The 20,922-nt window shown below is 73.2% G+C and carries 19 protein-coding genes; 11 read left to right on the forward strand and 8 right to left on the reverse strand.

Annotated elements, in window-relative coordinates:
• The first annotated feature begins 45 nt into the window (after positions 1-45).
• The 3 genes from BJ971_RS42140 to BJ971_RS15675 all read left to right on the forward strand — a co-directional run bounded on the left by BJ971_RS42140 (position 46) and on the right by BJ971_RS15675 (position 2,984).
• On the forward strand, positions 46-810 hold the full coding sequence (locus BJ971_RS42140; RefSeq protein ID WP_239087221.1) for a hypothetical protein: 765 nt from the start codon (positions 46-48) through the stop codon (positions 808-810).
• Positions 807-1,208: an NUDIX domain-containing protein gene (locus tag BJ971_RS42145; RefSeq protein WP_239087220.1), complete on the forward strand. Its 402-nt coding sequence runs from the start codon at positions 807-809 to the stop codon at positions 1,206-1,208. Before BJ971_RS42140 ends, BJ971_RS42145 begins: the two co-directional genes overlap by 4 nt.
• Positions 1,209-1,298: 90 nt before the next feature.
• Positions 1,299-2,984, forward strand: coding sequence for a cellulase family glycosylhydrolase (locus BJ971_RS15675; protein ID WP_184993790.1), 1,686 nt, complete (start codon positions 1,299-1,301; stop codon positions 2,982-2,984).
• Here the strand turns inward: BJ971_RS15675 and BJ971_RS15680 are convergent.
• Positions 2,977-4,191, reverse strand: coding sequence for a YncE family protein (locus BJ971_RS15680; protein ID WP_184993792.1), 1,215 nt, complete (start codon positions 4,189-4,191; stop codon positions 2,977-2,979). The two genes, BJ971_RS15675 and BJ971_RS15680, sit on opposite strands and share 8 nt — an antisense overlap.
• 113 nt (positions 4,192-4,304) lie before the next feature.
• On the opposite strand from BJ971_RS15680, the gene BJ971_RS15685 reads away from it, so the two are divergent.
• The 3 genes from BJ971_RS15685 to fliQ all read left to right on the forward strand — a co-directional run bounded on the left by BJ971_RS15685 (position 4,305) and on the right by fliQ (position 5,945).
• The gene (locus BJ971_RS15685) at positions 4,305-4,868 is read left to right on the forward strand and encodes an RNA polymerase sigma factor (RefSeq protein ID WP_184998885.1); all 564 of its coding nucleotides are present in this window, start codon (positions 4,305-4,307) and stop codon (positions 4,866-4,868) included.
• Positions 4,861-5,589 (forward strand): hypothetical protein, encoded by a 729-nt coding sequence (locus tag BJ971_RS15690; protein WP_184993794.1) that lies wholly within the window; start codon positions 4,861-4,863, stop codon positions 5,587-5,589. Before BJ971_RS15685 ends, BJ971_RS15690 begins: the two co-directional genes overlap by 8 nt.
• Before the next feature lie 86 nt (positions 5,590-5,675).
• A complete protein-coding gene (gene fliQ / locus BJ971_RS15695) occupies positions 5,676-5,945 on the forward strand; it encodes a flagellar biosynthesis protein FliQ (RefSeq protein WP_184993796.1) in 270 nt (89 codons plus the stop codon).
• Between the two features lie 2 nt (positions 5,946-5,947).
• Here fliQ and BJ971_RS15700 read toward each other — a convergent pair whose 3' ends face one another.
• Together BJ971_RS15700 and BJ971_RS15705 are read right to left on the reverse strand one after the other, a co-directional pair.
• Positions 5,948-6,409, reverse strand: a complete 462-nt coding sequence (locus BJ971_RS15700) for an SRPBCC family protein (RefSeq protein ID WP_239087219.1) — start codon at positions 6,407-6,409, stop codon at positions 5,948-5,950.
• On the reverse strand, positions 6,406-6,741 hold the full coding sequence (locus BJ971_RS15705) for an ArsR/SmtB family transcription factor (RefSeq protein WP_184993798.1): 336 nt from the start codon (positions 6,739-6,741) through the stop codon (positions 6,406-6,408). Before BJ971_RS15705 ends, BJ971_RS15700 begins: the two co-directional genes overlap by 4 nt.
• Before the next feature lie 99 nt (positions 6,742-6,840).
• Here BJ971_RS15705 and glgX point away from each other — a divergent pair, with 99 nt between their 5' ends.
• Entirely contained in the window at positions 6,841-8,949 is a 2,109-nt protein-coding gene (gene glgX / locus BJ971_RS15710; protein WP_184993800.1) for a glycogen debranching protein GlgX, read from the forward strand.
• A gap of 7 nt (positions 8,950-8,956) precedes the next feature.
• Here glgX and BJ971_RS15715 read toward each other — a convergent pair whose 3' ends face one another.
• A complete protein-coding gene (locus BJ971_RS15715; protein ID WP_184993802.1) occupies positions 8,957-10,624 on the reverse strand; it encodes a DEAD/DEAH box helicase in 1,668 nt (555 codons plus the stop codon).
• Positions 10,625-10,792: 168 nt separating this feature from the next.
• Here BJ971_RS15715 and BJ971_RS15720 point away from each other — a divergent pair, with 168 nt between their 5' ends.
• Both BJ971_RS15720 and BJ971_RS15725 read left to right on the forward strand, forming a co-directional pair.
• Positions 10,793-11,743: an FAD-dependent oxidoreductase gene (locus BJ971_RS15720; protein ID WP_184993804.1), complete on the forward strand. Its 951-nt coding sequence runs from the start codon at positions 10,793-10,795 to the stop codon at positions 11,741-11,743.
• Between the two features lie 56 nt (positions 11,744-11,799).
• On the forward strand, positions 11,800-13,908 hold the full coding sequence (locus BJ971_RS15725; RefSeq protein ID WP_184993806.1) for a PhoX family protein: 2,109 nt from the start codon (positions 11,800-11,802) through the stop codon (positions 13,906-13,908).
• Positions 13,909-13,951: 43 nt separating this feature from the next.
• Here BJ971_RS15725 and BJ971_RS15730 read toward each other — a convergent pair whose 3' ends face one another.
• From BJ971_RS15730 to BJ971_RS15740, 3 genes are read right to left on the reverse strand one after another with little or no spacing between them, the layout of a single operon-like run.
• Positions 13,952-15,034 (reverse strand): hypothetical protein, encoded by a 1,083-nt coding sequence (locus tag BJ971_RS15730; RefSeq protein ID WP_184993808.1) that lies wholly within the window; start codon positions 15,032-15,034, stop codon positions 13,952-13,954.
• A complete protein-coding gene (locus BJ971_RS15735; RefSeq protein ID WP_184993810.1) occupies positions 15,031-15,741 on the reverse strand; it encodes a TIGR03943 family putative permease subunit in 711 nt (236 codons plus the stop codon). Before BJ971_RS15735 ends, BJ971_RS15730 begins: the two co-directional genes overlap by 4 nt.
• The gene (locus tag BJ971_RS15740) at positions 15,738-16,739 is read right to left on the reverse strand and encodes a permease (protein ID WP_184998887.1); all 1,002 of its coding nucleotides are present in this window, start codon (positions 16,737-16,739) and stop codon (positions 15,738-15,740) included. The genes BJ971_RS15735 and BJ971_RS15740 overlap by 4 nt, the downstream gene beginning before the upstream one ends.
• Positions 16,740-16,910: 171 nt before the next feature.
• Between BJ971_RS15740 and BJ971_RS15745 the strand changes: the two genes are divergently transcribed.
• A complete protein-coding gene (locus BJ971_RS15745) occupies positions 16,911-18,086 on the forward strand; it encodes an acyl-CoA dehydrogenase family protein (RefSeq protein ID WP_239087217.1) in 1,176 nt (391 codons plus the stop codon).
• Here the strand turns inward: BJ971_RS15745 and BJ971_RS15750 are convergent.
• Entirely contained in the window at positions 18,083-18,754 is a 672-nt protein-coding gene (locus BJ971_RS15750) for a GNAT family N-acetyltransferase (protein ID WP_184993812.1), read from the reverse strand. The genes BJ971_RS15745 and BJ971_RS15750 overlap by 4 nt on opposite strands.
• Before the next feature lie 203 nt (positions 18,755-18,957).
• Between BJ971_RS15750 and BJ971_RS15755 the strand changes: the two genes are divergently transcribed.
• Positions 18,958-20,907, forward strand: coding sequence for an elongation factor G (locus tag BJ971_RS15755; protein ID WP_184993814.1), 1,950 nt, complete (start codon positions 18,958-18,960; stop codon positions 20,905-20,907).
• Positions 20,908-20,922: the final 15 nt, after the last annotated feature.

Genomic DNA, 20,922 nt, shown 5'->3' on the forward strand with positions numbered 1-20,922 from the left:
GTGGGAGGGCTGGGGTCCGCACCTCAGCGGGTATCGCCACCACCGGTGCCCGCGTCGGTGCCGGTGCCGGTGATCGTTCCCGCGGGGCGGGCCGAGCTGATCGTCCGGGACGGGGATCTCGTCGAGGCGAGCGGTCCGGTCGAGGATGCGGAGCTGTGCTCGCCGGCCCCGGTCCCGCTTCCGGTCGTCGGCGATACCTGCCCGCATGGCATCCGGGTGCCGGGCGTCAGGCCGACGGCCGGAGCGACGCTGCGCGGGCGGTGGCATTCGGGCCGGCTGTCCGACATCCGGTGGCTGCCGTACGCGCCCACGTCGGCCGGCGCGCTCGGGGATGCCGATCTGCCGGACACCCCGCCGTGCCCGGCGCCGGCCGGTGGCTGGCGAGACGGCGAGGACTGGGTCGACGACCAGGTCCACGAGTATCTGCGGGCACATGCCGACCGGTTCGCGGAGCCGTTCGCGACGCACGTCGGGAACGCCCGCATCCTGGTGGTCGAGGTGGTGAGCGGCGACGTGGACCAGGCCAGGGCGGCGCTGACCGCGATCTACACCGACAACCTCTGCGTGGTCGCCGCGCCCGGCGGGCACAGCATCGCCGCCGAGACCAGGCTGCAAGCCACCATCGGCGAGGCGGTCGGGGCGCTGATGAACGACCCCGCGTCGGGCATCTACGAGGCCACCTCGGAGGACGGCAGGATACGGGTGATGATGGTCCAGCTGACGCAGCCGCTGTACGACAGGTTCGCCGCGATCGGCCTCGACCACCTGATCCTCGACCCGTGGATCCGTCCGGCAGAATTCGCCGGGTGACCTCGGAACCGCGCGTCTCCTGCGTCTTCATCTGCCACGACGGTGGCGACAAGATCCTGCTGGCCCGCCGCTCCGCCGGTGCGCGGGACGAGCCCGGGACCTGGGACACCGGCGCCGGGGCGCTGGAGTTCGGTGAGACGTTCGACGCCGCCGTCGCGCGGGAGGTCGCCGAGGAGTACGGGGCCGTCCCTCGGGAGATCACGCTGCTCGGCGTGCGCAACGTGGTGCGGGCCGAGCCGCCGTCGCACTGGGTCGCGCTCGTCTTCGCCGTACGGGTGGATCCGGCCGCGGTGAGGATCGGGGAGCCGGACAAGTTCGACGAGCTGGGCTGGTTCGACCGCGACGCGTTGCCGGCGCCGCTGCACTCCCAGGTGGAGCACACCCTCGCGCTCTACTAGCAAGGTTTTTCGAAACACTGGATTTGGTTTCGTCGATGTCACATGCTGTGGTGTGGGAGCGCTCCCACACCCCATCGGAGGAATTCGCGCATGTTCTCGACTCGAAGCAAGCGGCGGCTCGCCGCGGCGGCAGCGGCGGTCCTCGCCGCGCCGCTGCTGTGGTTCGCCACGTCCGGCTCCTCGCAGGCGGCGGCCGCCGTGCCGGCCAAGGACTGGCTGCACGTGCAGGGCAACCAGATCCTCGACCAGGCCGGCAACCCGGTCTGGCTGACCGGCGCCAACTGGTTCGGGTTCAACGCCGGCGAGCGGGTCTTCCACGGCCTCTGGTCGGCGAACCTCACCGAGGTGACCAAGTCGATGGCCGACCGCGGCATCAACCTGGTCCGGGTGCCCATCTCGACCCAGCTCCTGCTGGAGTGGAAGGCCGGGCAGGCCGCCGTGTCGTCCGGGGTCAACACGTACGCGAACCCGGAGCTCGCCGGGAAGACCACACTGGAGGTCTTCGACGCGTTCCTGGCCCTGTGCGAGCGGTACGGCATGAAGGTCCTGCTCGACGTGCACAGCGCGGAGGCCGACAACTCCGGGCACGTCTACCCGGTCTGGTACAAGGGCGCCGTCACGCCGGAGCTGTTCTACCAGGCCTGGGAGTGGGTCGCGCAGCGCTACCGGACCAACGACACGCTCGTCGCGATGGACGTCAAGAACGAGCCGCACGGCCGGCCCAACGAGAGCCCGCGGGCCAAGTGGGACTCGTCGTCCGACGTGGACAACTTCAAGAACACCTGCCAGACCGCCGGCCGGCGGATCCTGGCGATCAACCCGGACGTGCTGATCCTCTGCGAGGGGATCGAGGTGTACCCGAAGGACGGCGTGAGCTGGTCGTCCACCGACGGCAAGACCTACGACAACGTCTGGTGGGGCGCCAACCTGCGCGGCGTCCGGGACCACCCGGTCGACCTGGGTGCCAACCAGGACCAGCTCGTCTACTCGCCGCACGACTACGGGCCGCTGGTGTACGAGCAGCCGTGGTTCGCCAAGCCGTTCGACAAGGCCTCGCTGACCGCCGACGTGTGGACGCCCAACTGGCTCTACGTGCACGACTCGAACATCGCGCCGCTGCTGGTCGGCGAGTGGGGCGGCCGGCTCGGCCAGGACGCCCGGCAGGACCGCTGGATGACCGCGCTGCGGGACCTGATCGTGGAGAAGCGGCTGCACCAGACGTTCTGGGTGCTCAACCCGAACTCGGGCGACACCGGCGGCCTGCTGCTCGACGACTGGAAGACCTGGGACGAGCAGAAGTACGCCATGCTCAAGCCCGCCCTGTGGCAGTACGGCGGCAAGTTCGTCAGCCTCGACCACCAGGTGCCGCTGGGCGGCGCGGGCAGCTCGACCGGGATCAGCCTGGCGGCCCGCTACGGCGGCGGCGTCGAGCCGTCCACCCCGGTGCCGTCGTCGTCGTCGACGCCCAACCCGCCCGCCGGTGCCTGCGGCGCCACGTACACGCAGACCAGCGCGTGGTCCGGCGGCTTCCAGGGCGAGGTCACGATCCGGAACACGGGCACGACCGCGGGCCGCGCCTGGACCGCGACCTGGACCTATCCGTCCGGTACGACGGTGGCGTCGCTGTGGAACGGCGTGCTGAGCACGGCCGGCACGGCCGTGACCGTGCGCAACGCCGCGCACAACGGCACCCTGGCCGCGGGGGCGAGCACCAGCTTCGGCTTCGTCGGCTCGGGCCCGGCGGCGACGCCCGTGATCACCTGCGCGCTCACCTGACGTGCCGCAGCGCGGTCAGGCCCTCGACCGGGGCCCGGCCGCGCAGGGCGCCGGTGGCGGCGTCGAGCCAGACGATCTCGTCGGCGCCGCCCGCGTAGACCCGGCTGCCGTCGCGGTTGAGCCCCAGCCCGCGTACCGCCGTCGGCACGGACCAGCGGGCGGCCACCGCGCCGGTGCCCGGGTCGTACGCGGTCACGGCCGGGCCCGCGCCGAGCAGCACCCGGCCGCCGTCCGGGGTGAACGCGAGGCTCGCCGCGTCGCCGCCCTTCGCGGCGGCGACCACCCGCTCGATCTTCAAGGTCTCGGTGTCCGCGTAGGCCAGCGAGCCCGACGTCACGTCGGCGACGGCGAGCCGCCGTCCGTCCGCGCTCACCGCGAGGGCGTGCCCGGCGGCCGGGCCCTCGCCGAACGGGTGCGGCAGGTCCAGGCAGTACGCCCAGCCCTGCGCCAGGTGCAGCACGTGCACGAACGCGTGCGCGCCGCCCGGGCGGCCCGCGATCAGGTCGCGGGTGTGCCGGTGACCGGGCTGATGGGTGTAGAGCGTGTAGAGCACGTCGCGGCCGGGTGAGAGGACCGCCTGGCGCCCGTCGCCGCGCATCTCCTCCTCGGCGCCGGGCGGCACCGGCACCTTGTCGCGGGTGTAAAGCGGATTCAGCACGCCCGAGCCCAGGTCGAGCAGCCGCACCCGGTACCGCTCCGGCGCCTCGCGCGGCAGCCACTCCAGCACGAACAGGCCGGTACCGTCGGTGGTGAACGCGTCGGGCTCGACGACGCCGCCCAGGTCGTACTCGCGCTGCCGGCCGCCGGCAACGACAAGCAGGGCGGTCCGCGGCCTTGCCGCCGGCCGGTCCGGCGCGGGCATACGGGTCAGCGCGCTGTTGGCGCCGTCGGCGGAGATCACCCGGGGCACCCAGCCGGCGGCGATCGGGGTACGCCCGTCCGGCTCGCCCTTCGCCGGGTCGAGCCGGAGCAGGAGCGGGGCACCGGCGTCGTCGCGGGACACCGCGCAGGCCAGCGCGCCGTCCGGGCTCAGCACGGCCTGGTCGCCGAGGTCGCGGGGCCGCGCGCCGCCGAGCACGACCAGGCCGCGCCGGCCCTCGGCCACCACGAGGTCCGGCACGGACACGGTCGCGCGCGCCGGCTCGCGGCACGCGGCCGTCAGGGCGGCGCCGCCCGCGATGATGAAAAGATTCCGCCTGGTCGTCATGCCCTGTCGACACCGCGCGCCCGGCGGCGGTTCCCCGGGAACCTCATCGCGGTACGCGGTGTCATGGGGGTGTCGGCGTCAGATTCAACCGCGTGGAGGTGTCGAGGCCGCACATGGTCACCGAACTGGACGACGCGGCGGCCGTGACCCGTGCCCGCGCCGGCGACCTTTCCGCGTACGACGTCCTGGTCGCCCGGTACACCGTGCCCGCGCACCGGGCCGCGGTGCTGCTCGGTGCCGGCGCGGACGCCGACGACGTGGTGCAGGAGGCGTTCGTGAAGGCGTACCGGCAGCTCTCGCGGTATCGCGGCGAGTCGGGATTCCGGCCCTGGCTGCTCGCGATCGTCGCCAACGAGACCCGCAACCTGCACCGTTCCCGGCGCCGCCGCGACGGCCTGGTGCTGCGCGCCGCCGCGCACGAGCAGCCGGAGCGGCTCGTGCCCGATCCGGCCGAGACCGTGCTGGCGGACGAGCGCCGGAACCGCCTGGTCGAGCAGATCCGGCTCCTCGATCACCGGGATCGGGAGGTGCTGGTGCTGCGGTTCCTGCTGGACCTGTCGGAGGCGGAGACCGCGGAGACGCTGGGACTGCCGAAGGGGACCGTGAAGTCGCGGACCTCGCGGGCGCTGGCCAGGCTGCGCGGCCGGCTGGTCGTGGGGGAGGTGCGCGGTGCCTGAGCAGGAGGACGCCCTGGTCGCGGAGCTCCGCGCGCTCGGCGACGCACTGGACGTGGGGCGGGCGGCGGACCAGCGGGCCGCGGTCCGGGCCCGCCTCACCCGGCCCGCGCCGGCCCGGCGCCGCCTGCGGCGGTGGCTGCTGGCCGGCGCCGCGGCGCTGGTCGGCGCGGTCGCGGTGGTCGCGCCGGCGCGCGCGGCGGTGGTCGACGCGGTCGGCGGGCTGCTGCGCATCGCCGGGATCGAGGTACGCGGCGAGCCCCGCACCGGCGGCCTGCCGGCCACGCCCGTCCCGCTGCCGTCGCTGCGCGACGCGGACCTGGCCGAGGCCCGGCGGGTCGCGCTGTTCCCGGTGCGGGTGCCGGCCGAGCTGGGTGCGCCCGAGCGGGTCACGCTCGCCGACCCCGACTCCGGCGGCGCGCCGCGGGTGGTCTCGATGTCCTTCCGCGGCGGCGCCGTCCGGTTCGACCAGTTCGACGGTGCCCTGTCGCCGGGCTTCTTCAAGATCGCCGCCGACGCCGAGTGGGTGGAGGTGGGCACGGGCGGCATCTGGCTGCCGGGGCCGCACCCGGTCACCTACGTCGGCCGCGACGGCGCCGAGCGCGTCGAGACGGCCCGGCTGGCGGCGCCGACCCTGATCTGGGCCGACGCCGGCGTCACCTATCGCCTCGAGGGGGTGCGGACGCCGGAGGAGGCCCGGCGGATCGCCGGCTCGCTGACTTGAGCCTTTCGGCGGTGCGAACCGGTTGGCAACCGTCGTGCGCCCGTTTTGAACTCCCCGGGTGTCGGCGGGGCGCCGATGGGGATTGCATGACCGACACGCAGATCGTTGAGCTGGGCCTCCAGGCGATGACCATCGCGGCGAAGATGTGTGCGCCGGTGCTGGTGACCGCGTTGCTCATCGGTTTCGCGATCTCGTTGTTCCAGTCGGTCACGCAGATCCAGGAGGCGACGCTGTCGTTCGTGCCGAAGGCGGTGGGTGTCGGGGCGGCGATCCTGTTCTCCGGCAACTGGATGTTGCACGAGATGATGACGTACACGACGCAGCTGTTCGAGAAGATCCCGACGCTGCTCGCCTGAGCTCAACCGATCTTGATGAGGTAGGCGTCCAGGGCCGCGTAGCTCTGGTTGGCGCCCTGCTCCATGCCCGACTGCATCATGCCGTCGCGATCCGCCTGCGTGTCGAAGCGCGTCGTGCTGGTCACCGTGGTCCGGCCCGCCTCCTCGGTGAAGACGTAGGTGTCCACCGCGACGTGGCCGGCCATCGGCTCGTACTCGAACGTCCAGGTGAACGTGTCCGGCGCCGAGATCTCGAGGAACTCGCCCCGGAACGGATGCTCCTGCCCGTCCGCGGTCTCGACGAAGCGCCAGGTGCCGCCGACCCGGAAGTCGATCGTCACGTCGAGCGGGTTTCCCCGGCCCCACCAGTGGCGCAGGTGCTCGGCCTGGGTGTGCGCGGCCCAGACCAGGGCCTTCGGCGCGTCGAACGTGCGGCTCATGACGAGCTCGGTCGGGCTGGGGGTGCTGATGGCGATGGTGTTCACGGCTGCTCCTTCTGCAGGTCGTCCAGGTAGGTGCCGAGCGTGTCGTAGCGCTCCTCCCAGAGGAGCCGGTACTGCGCGACCCAGCTCGCGACGTCGCGCAGCGGCGCCGGCTCGATCCGGCAGCGCCGCCACTGCGCCTCGCGGGTGCGGACGATCAGGCCCGCCTTCTCCAGCACGTTGAGGTGCTTCGAGACCGCCTGCGCGCTGATCGGGAACGGCGCCGCGAGTTCGTTGACCGTTGCCTCGCCCCGCGCCAGCCGGGCGAGGATCGCCCTGCGGGTCGGGTCGGCGAGGGCGGCGAAGACGCCGCTGATCTGGTCCGTCGTCGTCATGCTCAACCACCTGGATTATAAACCGATTGGTTTACCAACCGATGGGTTGGACACTACGCCCTGGTGCGGGAATGTCAACCCCCTGGTTCGATGGTCGACATGAATATCTGGCCGGGGAATCCGTATCCGCTCGGCGCCACCTACGACGGCGGCGGGACCAACTTCGCGCTGTTCTCCGAGGTCGCCGAGCGCGTCGAGCTGTGCCTGTTCGACGACGACGGCGTCGAGACCCGGATCGACCTGCCGGAGCGCGAGGCCCTGGTCTGGCACGGCTACCTGCCGCGCGTCGTGCCCGGCCAGCGGTACGGCTACCGCGTGCACGGCCCGTACGACCCCGCGGCGGGGCTGCGGTGCAACCCGGCCAAGCTGCTGCTCGACCCGTACGCGAAGGCGATCGAGGGCCACAACGAGTGGAACAACGCCCTCTACTCGTACAACTTCGGCGATCCGGGCAGCCTGAACACCGCCGACTCGGCGCCGTACGCGATGCGCTCGGTGGTGATCAACCCGTTCTTCGACTGGGCCAACGATCGGCCGTTGCGCATACCGTTCCACCAGACGGTGATCTACGAGGCGCACGTGAAGGGCATGACCGCACGGCACCCCGGCATTCCCGAGGACGTGCGCGGCACCTACTCCGGCCTGGCGCACCCGGTGATGATCAAGTATCTCCAGGGCCTCGGGGTGACCGCGGTCGAGCTGATGCCGGTGCACCAGTTCGTGCACGACAGCGGCCTGATCGAGCGCGGGCTGTCGAACTACTGGGGCTACAACACCATCGGCTTCTTCGCGCCGCACAACGACTACGCGTCGTTCGGCGGCCGCGGCGGCCAGGTGCAGGAGTTCCGGTCGATGGTGAAGGCGCTGCACGCGGCCGGCATCGAGGTCATCCTCGACGTCGTCTACAACCACACCGCCGAGGGCAACCACCTGGGCCCGACCCTGTCGTTCCGCGGCATCGACAATCCCGCCTACTACCGGCTCGTCGACGGCGACAAGCAGTACTACTACGACACCACCGGCACCGGTAACAGCCTCAACGTGCGCCACCACGAGTCGCTGCGGCTGATCATGGACTCGCTGCGGTACTGGGTCACCGACATGCACGTCGACGGCTTCCGCTTCGACCTCGCCTCCGCGCTGGCGCGGGAGTTCCACGAGGTGAACCGGCTGGCCGCGTTCTTCGACCTGGTCAACCAGGATCCGATCGTGTCGCAGGTCAAGCTGATCGCCGAGCCGTGGGACGTCGGCGACGGCGGCTACCAGGTCGGCGGCTTCCCGCCGCTGTGGACGGAGTGGAACGGCAAGTACCGCGACACCGTGCGCGACTTCTGGCGCGGCGAGCCGGCCAGCCTCGGCGAGTTCGCCTCCCGCTTCACCGGCTCATCCGACCTGTACGAGATCGACGGCCGCCGCCCGATCGCCTCGATCAACTTCGTGACCGCGCACGACGGGTTCACGCTCAACGACCTGGTCTCGTACAACGAGAAGCACAACGAGGCCAACGGCGAGGAGAACCGGGACGGCGAGAGCCACAACCGGTCCTGGAACGGCGGCGTGGAGGGACCCACCGAGGACTCGGAGGTGACCGCGCTGCGCGAGCGGCAGAAGCGCAACTTCCTCGCCACGCTCCTGCTGTCGCAGGGCGTGCCGATGATCTCGCACGGCGACGAGCTGAGCCGCACCCAGCGGGGCAACAACAACGTGTACGCCCACGACAGCGAGCTGAGCTGGATCGACTGGGCGGACGCCCGCCACCACGACGTGCTGACCCTGTTCACCGCCCGGCTGACCCGGCTGCGCGCCGAACACCCGATCTTCCGCCGCCGGCGCTTCTTCACCGGCGATCCGGTCGGCGACGCGAAGGTCCCGGACATCGCCTGGCTGCGCCGCGACGGCGAGCCGATGACCGGCGAGGACTGGACCGCCCGGTCCGGCATGACGATGACCGTGTTCCTCAACGGCCACGGCATACCGGAACGCGACGAGCTGGGCGAGCCGATCTCCGACGACTGCTTCCTGGTGCTGTTCAACCCCCTCGCGGAGCCGGTGACCTTCACCGTGCCGCCGCGCGCGTACGGGCGCACCTGGGAGACGGTCCTGCACACCGGCGACCCGCTGCTGCTGGCCCGCAAGCGGGTCACCAAGGCCGGCGGCAGGCTGGACGTCCCCCCGCACACGATGCTCATGCTGCGCTGCCGCTACTGAGCGGGCCTCAGCGCTGGTAACGCTCCCGGCGTACGCCCGGCTTGCGGCCGCGGATCGTGCTGCGCTGGAGGGCGGCGATCACCATGTCGGCGGCCGCCTCCGGCACCTCGACAAGCGAGAAGCGGTCGGTGATCTGGATCGCGCCGATGTCGCGGGCGCTGAGCCCCGACTCGCCGGCGATCGCGCCGACCAGGTCCTGCGGGCGCAGCCCGGCCCGCCGGCCGATGCCGAAGAACAGCCGTGCCACGGGGGCGCCGGAAGGGGCGCCGCCGCGGCGCTCGGGGCCGCGCCTGCCCTCGCGGTCCGGCTCGCGCGGCGGCCGCGCCACCGACGGGATCTCCTCCTCGTCGACGTCGCCGCCGGCCGCCTCGTGCGCCAGCTTCACCGCGGCCAGCGCCACGGTCTCGATGTCGAACTCGCTGGTCAGCGACTCGATCACGACCCGGAAGCGGTCCAGGTCGTCTGCCTGGAGGCTGCTCTCCAGCGCCGAGCGGGTCAGCTCGAGGCGGCGGGCCCGCAGGTCGGTGACCGTCGGCACCTTCTCCACCGTGATCCGCTGGCGGGTCAGCCGCTCGATCGCCTTGAGCATGCGCTGCTCGCGCGGCTCGACCAGGGTGATCGCGGCGCCCTCCCGGCCCGCCCGGCCGACCCGGCCGATGCGGTGCACGTAGGCCTCCGGCGCGGACGGGACGTTGTAGTTGACGACGTGCGTCAGCTGCTCGACGTCCAGGCCGCGGGCGGCGACGTCGGTCGCCACCAGCAGCTCGGTGCTGCCGGCCCGCAGCCGGCCCATGACCCGGTCCCGCTGGTCCTGGCTCATGCCGCCGTGCAGCGCCTCGGCCCGGTAGCCGCGCCCGTTGAGGGTCTCGGTGACCTGGTCGACCTCCTCGCGGGTGCGGCAGAAGACGATCGCCGCGGTGGGCGCCTCGACGTCGAGCACCCGGCCGAGCGCGGCCGACTTGTGCGCGCGGGCCACGACGTACGCGCTCTGCCGTACCAGGGGGATCTCACCCGGCGCCGACTCCTCGCGGCCCATCTGGATCCGGACCGGGTCCTTCAGGTGCCGGCGGGCGATGCCGTCGATGCGCGGCGGCATCGTCGCCGAGAAGAGCACGGTCTGCCGGTTCTGCGGCGTCTCGGCCAGGATCGCCTCGATGTCCTCCGCGAAGCCCATGTCGAGCATCTCGTCGGCCTCGTCGAGCACGACAGTGCGCACGTCGCTCAGGTCCAGCGTCTCGCGGCTGATGTGGTCCAGCACCCGGCCCGGCGTGCCGACGACGACGTCGACGCCGCGTTGCAGCGCCTGCAACTGCCGCCCGATCGGCTGGCCGCCGTAGACCGGCAGGACGCGTACGCCCAGGTCACGGCCGTAACGGTGCACCGCCTGCGACACCTGCTCGGCGAGCTCGCGGGTCGGCACCAGCACCAGGGCGGCCGGGCCGCCCTTGGCGTCCGGCTCGAGCCGGTGCAGCAGGGGCAGCGCGAACGCCGCGGTCTTGCCGGTGCCGGTCGCGGCCTGCCCGAGCAGGTCGTTGCCGGCCAGCAGCGGCGGGATCGCCTCACGCTGGATCGGCGTCGGCTCCTCGTAGCCCAGGCTGGTCAGGGCCTTCAGCAACTCGGGGCGGAGCGCCAGACCGGCGAAGCCTGTCGCGTCCGCGAACAGGTGCTCGCTCATTTTCACCGCTCCGGATCCTTGGTGCGCCGGTCACGGTGGTGTCCGGCATCAACGACAAGTAAGGATACGAGGCCGGCGTTTCGCACCGGCCGGCCGGTGGCCGGCCCGGCCGGTCGTACGTCCGACTGAGTCCGGGTACCGCGGTGCGGGATACGTCAGGATTACGACATGGTGGACGTGATCGTGGTGGGCGGCGGGATCATCGGGCTGACGGCGGCGATGCGGCTGCGCGAGCGCGGCGCGGAGGTGACCGTCTGGGCGCCGTCCGGGCCGGAGCAGACCGTCTCGGCGGTCGCCGCGGCGGTCTGGTACCCGACCCGGACACTCTTCGAGCCCCGCGTCCTGGCCTGGGCCGCGGCGACCTACGACCAGTTCCGCCGGCACGCGTTCGCCCGGGTGCCCGGTGTGCTGGTCCGCGAGACCCGCAACCTCGAACGCGACGGCGCCGCCGGCGAGCCCTGGTGGGCGCCCGCCGCCCGCGGCGTGCGGTACCTGCCGATCGACCCGCCGTGGACCCGCGAGATCCGCTTCCAGGCGCCGCTGGTCGAGATGGGTACCTACCTGCCGTGGCTGCGGGAGCGGCTGGTCGCCGCCGGCGCCCGGGTGGTGCGCCGCCGCGTCGACCGGCTGGAGGAGGCCCTGGTCGAGGCCCCGGTGGTGGTCAACGCCACCGGCCTCGCCGCCGGCACCCTCTGCGGCGACCCCGACGTCTTTCCGGTACGCGGGCAGATCGTGCGCGTCGCCAACCCCGGCATCATCGTCTCGGTGCGCGACCAGGGCGACCCGGGCACCTACGTGCACCCGCGCAGCCGGGACGTCGTCCTCGGCGGCACCTGGCAGGCGAACAACTGGAACACCGCGCCGGACCCCGCGACCCGTGACGCGATCCTGGAGCGGTGCGTCGCGCTGGTGCCGGAGCTGGCCGGTGCGCCGATCGTGGGTGAGGAGGCCGGGCTGCGCCCGGCACGCCGCGGCGGGCCGCGCGTCGAGGCCGAGAAGTGGCCCGCCGGGACGGTCGTGCACGCGTACGGGCACGGCGGCGCCGGAATGACGCTCTGCTGGGGCACCGCCGACGAAGTCGCGTCGCTTGTGTGTGACGAGTCGTTGACCGTCCGTTAACGTCAGGGTCATCGATCCATCACGTAGCAACGACGCCGTGTGAGGAGATCAGTCCGGTGACCGAAGAACCCCGCCTGCTCGCCATCCTGGGACACCGTGGCCGCGACGCGAAGACCTGCCTGTACCGCTGCGGCAACGCCTGCGACCATCCCGCGCCCAACGAGTCCGCCAACCCGTACCTCGGCGATGTGATCAACACCGCGCTGACGCGGCGCGGCGTGGTCCGCGCCGGGGCCGTCGGCGCGCTCGTGCTCGGCTTCGGCGCTACCGCTACCGCTACCGCGTCCGCTCCGGCGGCCGCCGAACCCGCGGCCGGGTCCACCGCGCAGGCCGTGCTGCGCGAACCCGCCGCCGACCGCGCGGGCGCGCTGACGTTCAAGCCGATTCCGCCGAACGAGCTCGACAGCCTGATCGTGCCCAACGGCTACGACTCGGCCGTGGTGATCCGCTGGGGCGACCCGATCCTGCCCGGCGTGCCCGGCCTCGACGTGCGCCACCAGACGGCGCAGCGCCAGTCGGCGCAGTTCGGCTACAACAACGACTTCCTCGGCGTGCTGCCGCTGGGCCGCGACGGGCGACGGGCGCTGCTGGTGGCGAACCACGAGTACACCAACGAGGAGCTGATGTTCCCGGGCTTCACCAGCCAGGAGGCGCTCACCGTCGAGCAGGTCAAGGTCGCGATGGCCGCGCACGGCATGTCGGTGGTGGAGCTGGAGCGGGTCGGCGGCACCGGGCAGTGGCGGCCGGTCGGCGGGCGGCTCCGGCCGTACAACCGGCGGATCACCATGCTGGAGACGCCGTTCCGGTTCACCGGGCCGGCGGCCGGCTCGGCCTGGCTGCGGACCGCGGCGGACCCGAAGGGCACCACTCCCATCGGTACGCTGAACAACTGCTCGGGCGGGGTCACGCCCTGGGGCACGGTGCTGTCCGGCGAGGAGAACTTCAATCAGTACTTCGTCGGCGGCGACGCGGCGCCGGCCGAGCTCAAGCCCAGGCTGGCCCGGTACGGGATCTCCACCACCGTCCGGGTGCCGGCCGGTTCGCGGCGCTGGGAACGGGCGCAGGAGCGCTTCGACCTGGCCCTGCACCCGAACGAGGCGCACCGCTTCGGCTGGATCGTCGAGGTCGACCCGTACGAGCCCGGGTCGCGGCCGCGCAAGCACACGGCGATGGGCCGCTTCAAGCATGAGGGCGCCAACGTCATCGTGGCGCGTAACGGCCGGGTGGTCGCGTACATGGGCGACGACGAGCGCTTCGACTACCTCTACAAGTTCGTCTCGGACCGGGAGTTCCGGCCCGGCGACTCGGCCGCGGCCCGCCGCCACAACCTGACGCTGCTGGAGTCCGGCACCCTGTACGTCGCCAAGGTCACCGGCGACAGCCCGGCGGCCGAGATCGACGGATCCGGCAAGCTGCCGTCCGACGGCGCCTTCGACGGCACCGGGCGCTGGATCAAGCTGGTGTCGGGGGAGCGCTCGTACGTGCCCGGCATGTCGGCGGTGGAGGTGCTGACGTTCACGCGGCTGGCCGGCGACGCCGTCGGTGCCACCAAGATGGACCGCCCGGAGGACGTGCAGCCCAGCCTGCTCACCGGCAAGGTCTACGCCGCGATGACCAACAACACCAACCGCGGCGTCGGCACCTTCGCCGCCGCGGATGAGGCCAACCCGCGCAACGCCAACAAGCACGGGCACATCTTCGAGCTGGTCGAGGACCGCGGCGACAACACCGCCGAGTCGTTCACCTGGTCGCTGCCGATCGTCTGCGGCGACCCGGCTGACCCGTCGACGTACTTCGCCGGCTACGACAAGTCGGCGGTCTCGCCGATCTCGTGCCCGGACAACGTGGCGTTCGACAGCGCGGGCAACCTGTGGATCTCCACCGACGGCAACCAGCTGGACAGCAACGACGGCCTGTTCGCCACCGCGATCGAGGGCTCGGAACGCGGCCACCTCAAGCAGTTCCTGACCGTGCCGCCGGGCGCGGAGACCTGCGGGCCGTTCGTCACCGGCGACGACCGCTCGGTCTTCGTCGCCGTGCAGCACCCCGGCGAGATCACCGGGGCGACGCTCGACGATCCGGCCTCGACCTGGCCGGACGGCGATTTCGCCAAGCCGGCGGTCGTGGTCACCTGGCGCCTCGACGGCGGGCCGATCGGCAGCTGAGCCGGGCTCCCGGCGCCGCAACGCGCGGCGCCGGGAGGTACCGCTAGACCGTGCGCAGGTCCACCGTGTGCCAGACCAGGTCGTCCTGGTCGCCGGTGGCCCACCACAGCACGCCGTTGCGGCAGAACGCGCCGTTGACCGCCGCGCCGACGCCGATCGTGCGCCCCGCCGCGATGTCGTAGATCAGCAGCGCCGCGTCGCCGGTCAGGTCCGAGTCCGGGACGGGCTCGGAGAGGATCTCGAAACGGTCCAGCACCGCCACGTCGGCGATCGCCGCGGTCGCCCCGCCGCCCGCGATGCGCCGCCGGGCCGAACCGTCCGGGTGCATCACGTCGATGCGGGCCGGCCCGTCGCCGGCCATCACCAGCACGCGGCACCAGACCGGGCCGCACGTCGCCAGCTCGGCACCGCCCGTCTCCACCCGGGTCTCGCGGTTGGCCGCCAGGTTGCGCAGCCGGGTCGTGCCGGAGCGGTCCTCGCCGCCGTTCTCGGCCAGCCACGGCCAGGCCGACAGCGCCCAGATGCCCGGTTCCTCGCGCCGCTCGACCGCGCCGCCGCCCAGCGCGACGGAACGAATCTCCGTGACTTCCTCGCCACCGGGCGCGGCCGCGGCCCAGTGCACCTCGCCGCCATCGATCACCAGGTCCCACTGGGAGCCGAAGAACAGGGCGTTGCCGGTGTCCGTGGTCAGGCGCCGCGCCGGGCCGCCGGCGGTCCTTGCCGTCCAGATCTGCAGGGGCACGCCGTCCGCGGACTCGGTCCAGACCAGGTCGTCGCCGCCGGCCGTGAGGTTGCCGAACTCCGGGTTCGACTCCAGCGGCCGGCGGCGCAGCTCGCGCACGGAGCCGTCCGGCCCGCGCACCAGCAGGCGCACCGCCGTCCCGTCCGGGGTCGGCGCGGTCCCGGCGGCGGTGCGGGCGTCGAGGAACACCCCCGGTTGGAACAGCGGCCCGTCACCCAGGTTCGCGGCGATGTCGGCGCGCTGCGCACCCGGCCAGGCCGTGGCGAGCGGAACGGGACCGCCCGGCGGCGCGGCCGGCCGGTCGTCGTCCGGCGAGAACGCGAGCAGCGCGGCGCCGGCGGCGAGCGCGACCGCGGTGGCGGCGACTCCGCGGGCGGCCCTCACTCGTACTGCTGCTTCGGTGCGGTGATCTCCTGCCAGCCGGTGACCTGGAGGTACGGGACCTCGGCCTGGTTGACCGGGTCCTTGGCGACCCGGTTCGTCCAGACGCCGACGACCTGCACCCAGGTGTCCGGAGCGGCGGTGACCCGGGTGTCGCCGTCCAGGCCCACCTTGATCGGCCGGCCGTCGGCGGCGCAGCAGGACACCACCATGCGGGCCAGCATCGGCTCGCCGTCCGGGCCCGGGGTGACGAAGCCGGTCAGCCGCACGGTGCGGCCGGTCAGGCTGCGGCCGCCGTCGAAGACCGCCCGGGACGCGTAGTCGAGCAGCCCGACGTCGACCGGGTCGCCGGCCGGCAGTGCGGGATAGTCCGAGTCGCCGGGCGCGGTGAGCACCGTGCCCGACTGCCCCGCCGCGTACGAGCCGAGCGCGGGCGGCGCCACCAGCAGCAGGCCGAGCACCGGCAGCAGCAACAGCCAGCCGACCCGGGGCTCGTGGTGGTGCCCGTGCCCGTCGTCGTGCCGGTCCGTCCGGCCCCTCAGCTCGTACCAGAGTGTCAGGACCGCGGCCGCGACCAGCAGGATCCCGGCGCCGATGAGGAAGGGCCGTAGGCCCTCCTTGACGTAGCGCAGGTAGAGGTCGGACAGGCTCGCCTTGAGGATGGCGCCGCCGAAGAGCAGCATGATCACGGCCTGGGCCTGCCGGTTCACAGCAGCACCGCCCCGATGCCGGCGCCGACCAGGATCGCCGCCACGAACGTCGCGGGCGCGAAGCGGACCGCGAACCGGCGGCCGAAGACGCCGGTCTGCATGGCGATCAGCTTGAGGTCGACCATCGGCCCGACCACCAGGAAGACCAGCCGCGAGGTCAGCGAGAACTGCGACAGCGACGCGGCGACGAACGCGTCCGCCTCGCTGCAGATCGACAGCAGCACGGCGAGCACCGCCAGCGCGATGACCGACAGGACCGGGTTGTCGGCCACGCGTTGCAGCCAGGCCTCGGGGACGACGACGTTGATCGTGGCGGCGGCCGCGGCGCCGAGCACCAGGAAGCCGCCGGCGTGCATCACGTCGTGCCGGCAGGCGGCGACGAACGCCTTCAGCCGCGAGCCGTCCTCGTGCGGCCGGGGCGGCAGCTTGATCCACTCGGCCCGGCCCAGCCGCAGCCAGAGCCAGCCCATGGCCACGGCGACGATCAGGCTGGCGACGCCGCGGGCGACGACCATCTCGGGATTGCCCGGGAAGGCGACCGCGGTGGCGGTCAGCACGATCGGGTTGATGGCGGGCGCCGACAGCAGGAACGCGAGCGCGGCCGCCGGGGTGACCCCGCGGCGGATCAGCGACCCGGCGATGGGCACGCTGCCGCACTCGCAGCCGGGCAGCACCACCCCGGCCAGCCCCGCGGCGGGCACCGCGAGGGCGGGGTGTCTCGGCAGGGCACGGGCCCAGAACGAGCGCGGCACGAAGACGGCGATGACCGCGGAGAGCACGACGCCGAAGACCAGGAACGGCACCGCCTGCACCAGCACCGAGACGAAGACCGTCGTCCAGGTCTGCAGCCGCGGGTCGGAGATCAGCGCGGCGAGCGGGTCACGGAAGACGACGAGCAGCACCAGCAGGACGGCGAGCAGCTCAACGGAGCCGAACCGGCGGCCCCGCGGCGCGGCGGGCTCGGCGCTCTCCTGCGACCGGGTGCCGAGGTCGGTCAAGCCGTCGGTTGCGGTCAAGGGTGTCACTCCGGGTCTCGGTCGGCGGGCGCGGCCAACCCTACCGGGTATGGCCGCCGTCACGCCGCTGCGCCAACGGGTGATTCATCCATGGTGAGCTGCACATATGCACATCTGATGATGAGTGTCGGCGGCCTGACCTAATATCTGCACGTGACCGCCATCGTCTCGCATGAAGCCGCCCTCGCCGCCGCCGTGCGGGTCGCCGCGGCGCTCGCACCCGGCGTCGTCCAGCGCGACCGGGACGGCGCCGCCGCCGTACCGTCCGAGGCCCTCGCCGAGCTGGACGGCTCCGGCCTGCTGTCGCTCACCGTGCCCGTCGCCGACGGCGGCCCCGGCCTCGGCCCGCTGACGCTGGCCGAGGTCACCCGGACCATCGCCGCGGTCGACCCGGCCATCGCCCAGGTGCCGCAGGCGCACTACCTGCTCGTCGACGTGCTGACCCTGCACGGCGCCTCCGAGGTCCGCCGCCGGCTGTTCGCCGACGTCCTCGCCGGCCGCCGGATCGGCAACGCGCTCGCCGAGCGCGGCGGCAAGCACGCGCAGGACCTCACCACCCGGCTCGACGACGGCCGGCTGACCGGCCGGAAGTACTACTGCACCGGCGCGCTGACCTCCGCCTGGATCGCGGCCAGTGCCCTCGACGGCGCCGGGCGGCTGGTGCTGGCGTTCGTGCCGCGCGACGCGCCCGGGGTGACGGTCGACACCGACTGGGACGTGATGGGCCAGCGCGCCACGATCAGCGGCACCACCACCTTCGCCGACGTCCCCGCCGAGCTGGTCATCGACTACGCGGGCGCGTTCGAGGTGCCGCAGCAGCTCGGCGCGCGCGCCCAGCTCGTGCACGCGGCCATCGAGGTCGGCATCGCCGAGGGCGCGCTGCGCGACGCCCGCGACTACCTGCGCGAGAAGGCCCGACCATCGACGGAGGCGGTCCGGGCGGGCGCGGCCGCCGCGCCCGACGACCCGCACGTCCTGCACCGCTACGGCCGGGTGGCGACCCGCGTCCGCGCCGCCGCCGCGCTGCTCCGCGAGGCGGCCGGCGTCCTCGACGAGGTGGGCCTGGTGCCCGCCGACGCCGCGGCCGCCGCGCGCGGCTCCCTGGCGGTGGCCGGCGCCAAGGCCTTCGCCGGCGAGGTCGCGGTCGAGACCGCGTCGGAGCTGTTCGCGATGTGCGGCACCAGCTCGACGGCGTCGAAATACGACCTGGACCGGCACTGGCGCAACGCCCGCACACACAGCGTGCACGACCCGGCGGACTGGAAATACCACCACCTGGCGGCCTGGGAACTGGCCGGCGTCCAGCCACCCAACCACGGCCAGCTCTAGGGCACGCGGTAGGCGGCGAACTCCATGTCGGTGCGGAGCACGAAGCCCAGCTGCTCGTAGAGGCGGATAGCGCCGGTGTTGGTCGCGGCCGTGTGCAGGAAGGGGACCGCGCCGCTCTCCTGGATGCCGGCCGACACGGCCCGGATCAGCCGCGAGGCCAGGCCGGCGCCGCGGAAGGCCGGATCGGTGCAGACCGCGGAGATCTCCGTGTAGCCGGGCAGGCGCATCCGCTCGCCGGCCATCGCGATCAGCGCGCCGTCGCGGCGGATGCCGAGGTAGGTGCCGAGGTCGATGGTCCGCTTGCGGAACGGGCCGGGCTGGGTGCGCTCGACCAGGTCGAGGATCTCCGGCACGTCGGCGCCGGTCAGCACGACCGCCTCCGGGTCCGGCGCCGCCGCGACGGACGCCGCGACCAGCTGCACGCCGGGCACTCCGCCGGTCCAGGTCCAGCCGGCCGGCGGCGTCTGCGTCGGCGCCGCCACCAGCACCTCGCCGCCGCTGCCGGCCAGCGCGCCCAGGTCGTGCCACGCGGCGGGGTCCGCCGGATCGTCCAGCGCGGCGAACATGCTCACGTCGGCGGGAAAGCGGGCGCTGCGGCCGTACCGGTCGGCGAAGGCCGCCTGCGGGCCGGTGAGCGCGGCCCACGCCGGGTTGTCCAGGATCTGCACGCCGGAATTCTCTCAGGGCCGCCGACGTGCGGCGAAGCGGTTTAGCGTCGGCGGACGGGTGACGTCGGTCGCGGTAATTCGGTCGCGGGCCGGAGGGCCACGTCCTACGGTGGCGGTGACTGCTCGGACCAGGGAAAGGACGGACATGCGAAACCTCGGTGTGTTCAGGCCGACCATCCGTTCCCTGATCTCCGAGGACTCCCTTGACCGTCCGTACTCTCAATCTCGGCATCCTGGCGCACGTCGACGCCGGTAAGACCAGCCTCACCGAGCGCCTGCTCTTCACGCACGGCGCCGTTGCCGAGCTCGGCAGCGTCGATGCCGGCAACACCGCCACCGACAGCGGCGCGCTGGAACGCGAGCGGGGAATCACCATCCGCGCCGCGGTGGCGTCGCTGACCGTCGGTGACCTGCGGCTCAATCTCATCGACACGCCCGGCCACCCGGACTTCATCGCCGAGGTGGAGCGGGCACTCGCCGTCCTCGACGGCGCGGTGCTGGTGCTCTCCGCCGTCGAGGGCGTCCAGGCGCAGACCCGGGTGCTCCTTCGATCGCTGCGCCGCCTGCGCATCCCCACCCTGATCTTCATCAACAAGATCGACCGGGCCGGTGCCCGGACGGACTCCCTGCTCCCCGAGGTCCGGACCCGGCTCGGCGCCGCCGTCGTCGCGATGAACGCCGTACGCGACGCGGGCACCGCCGCGGCCCGCGTCGTGCCCCGGCGGTGGGAGCCACGGGCGGCGGAGACCCTCGCCGACCACGACGACGACCTGCTGGCCCGCCTGGTCGACGGCGCCGAGCCGCCGCCGGCCGAGGTGCGAGGGCTGCTCGCGGAGCAGACCGCCGCCGGGCTGGTGCATCCGGTGTTCTTCGGCTCGGCGACGACCGGCGCGGGCACCGGCGACCTGACCGGCGGCATCGTCTCGCTGCTGCGCCCGCGGGAGGCCACCGGCGGCGGCACCACCGGGCTGGTCTTCGCGATCGAGCGCGGCGCGGGCGGCGAGAAGGTCGCCTACCTGCGCCTGTTCTCCGGCATGCTGCGCGAACGGCAGCGCGTCGTCTTCCGCCGCGCGGCCGGCGCCGGCACCGAGGAGGTCTCCGGCCGCCTCTCGGGCGTCGAGGTCGTCGGCGGCGGGCGCGGGGATCTCACGGCCGGCAGCATCGGCCGGGTGCGCGGCCTGCCCGGCATCCGGGTCGGCGACCGCCTCGGCGCGACCGCCGCGGCAATGACCCCGCAGTTCTCCCCGCCCGGCATCGAGTCCCTGGTCCGGGCGGCACGGCCGGACGACCAGGCGCGCCTGCACGCGGCGCTGAACATCCTCGCGGACGAGGACCCGCTCATCCGTACCCGCGCGGTGCCGGGCGGCGGCACGTCGGTGCTGCTGTACGGGGCGGTCCAGCGCGAGGTGCTCGCCGACCGCCTCGACCGCGACTTCGGGGTGGTGGCGGTCTTCGGCGAGATCCGCCCCGTCTACTTCGAACGGGTGACCGGCGCCGGCGAGCACATGATCGCGTTCGACCCCCGCCGCCCCAACGACTTCTGGGCGACCGTCGGCCTGCGCGTCGAGCCGGGCCCGCCCGGATCGGGCCTGCGGTACGTCCGCGACGTGCAGTGGGGCGCCATCCCGCCGGCGTTCCACCGGGCGACCGAGGAGGCGGTGCGCAGAACCGCCGAGCAGGGCCTGCACGGCTGGGAGATCCTCGACTGCACGGTGACGGTCATCCGCACCGGCTACCGGTCGCCGACCTCCTCGGCGGCGGACTTCCGCGGCCTCGCCCCCGTGGTCTTCATGCGCGCACTGCGGGCGGCGGGCACGACGATCTGCGAACCCTGCGCGGCGTTCGATCTGGAGGCACCGGCGGACACCCTCAGCGCGGTTCTCGCCATGCTGTCCGGACTCGGCGCCGACGTCACCGGCTCCGACATGGATGGAGCGGTCTGTACCGTCACGGGCCGCATGCCGGTTCGGCTGGTTCCCGAGCTCACCGCCGCTCTGCCCGGCCTGACCCGTGGCGAGGGCGCCCTGTGGAGCCGCCCGGGTCAGGACCGGCCGCTGCGCGGGGCCGCCGTCCGACGGCGGCGGCTCGACGGAAATCCGCTGGACTACGACGAGTACCTGCGCTTCCTCAGCTCCCGGCTGCCGGTCTCGTGATCCACATCGACCCGA

It is taken from the genome of Amorphoplanes digitatis (assembly GCF_014205335.1).
GTDB classification, from domain to species: domain Bacteria; phylum Actinomycetota; class Actinomycetes; order Mycobacteriales; family Micromonosporaceae; genus Actinoplanes; species Actinoplanes digitatus.